This window comes from Massilia jejuensis, from assembly GCF_042656795.1.
GTDB classification, from domain to species: Bacteria; Pseudomonadota; Gammaproteobacteria; order Burkholderiales; family Burkholderiaceae_D; genus Telluria; species Telluria jejuensis.
Map to the genome: position 1 here is coordinate 1 of NZ_JBHSMS010000033.1, position 1,094 is coordinate 1,094.

1 protein-coding gene is annotated in these 1,094 nt (G+C 54.1%); it reads right to left on the reverse strand.

What is annotated here, in order from left to right; translation table 11 throughout:
* Positions 1–327: 327 nt before the first annotated feature.
* Positions 328–909 carry a hypothetical protein gene (locus ACFPOU_RS09645; RefSeq protein ID WP_379719907.1) on the reverse strand — a complete coding sequence of 194 codons (582 nt, stop codon included), beginning with the start codon at positions 907–909 and terminating at the stop codon, positions 328–330.
* Between the last annotated feature and the right edge of the window lie 185 nt (positions 910–1,094).

Below are 1,094 nucleotides of genomic sequence, written 5' to 3' on the forward strand. Positions count from 1 at the left end.
AATCCTTTAGCAAACAGGCGCAGGCGGCTTGAAACACGAGTGTCCGCTATTGACAGTACACCTCATTTGACCGCGTAACGCCATCTCATGCGCAGCGGTCACGTTCCCCGGAATGGCTGGTCACGTTCGCCGGAATACGCACTAAGCATTTGGATGCGCGCCTAATGTGTCCGGTAAGAGTGAAGACCGCGCCTTATGACAAAGGGTGCGGGATAGCGCGTTCAGATTTAATGCCAACCAAGTCAATGGCAAACGGCGTGCCTCCGTGGCGACCAGCTTTCTCGCCAAAGAGATCATATTTGTCGAGCGGCAGCTATTCGCAGCTGATCAGTTTCCGTGGTTCGGGCTGACCCCATTTTCCAACAAGGCATCCTCTATTGCCGATTGTATTGAAACTAGCAAGGCGGTGATCGCTTTGCTGTCGCCGATGGGCGGGAAGTGACCCAGGTTAGAAAATAAGCCGGCGTAAGTGGCGCTTGCATCGGTCGCTGGGTCGGTGCGCCGAACTTGCCATGATGACTCGCATATTTTATAGGAAGCACTAGAGCCGGCGAGCACACTCACAGCGACTCTCAGGGAAACAGTCGACTGCTCAGACAACGCGTCGGTAAAATCCATGGCCGTAAAAACAGTGCAATGCTGGACTTCATCGCAAGACGTATATAGCTTAATGTGAACTGGCCCGCTAGAGGAGGGTCGATGGGCCAAAATTGCTTTTACATCGTGTTGCGACACCGACGATGTCACTGCTCTCATCAACACAGGATCGAGCTCTTCTAACTGAGGAGGTGTTGGATACCATTTCGTGGCCCCGGCACCTAGTGCGAGCAGTCCAATACCGACCAAAGTAGGCAAAACGCGGCTTGCACCAGCACGCTTGACGCCACCAAAAGCTACCCATGTCTCCATGCGACAGGCTCCAAATTTGCGTGTGGACGGTTGCCGGAAACCATAAATGACGGGGGCGTCGACCGGCTTAAAGCCCCAACAGTGCTACAGCAGTGCTGTCACGAGCGTACGAAGACTATTGGGCACCTCGAATAACCCTTGATTTCTTCGCCATCAGCGGGCCGAGCGTTTGAGTGTGGCCGGAA

Excerpts from the sequence above, each read along its gene's own strand:
- ACFPOU_RS09645 (WP_379719907.1), bottom strand. The coding sequence starts at position 909 with ATGGAGACATGGGTAGCTTTTGGTGGCGTCAAGCGTGCTGGTGCAAGC.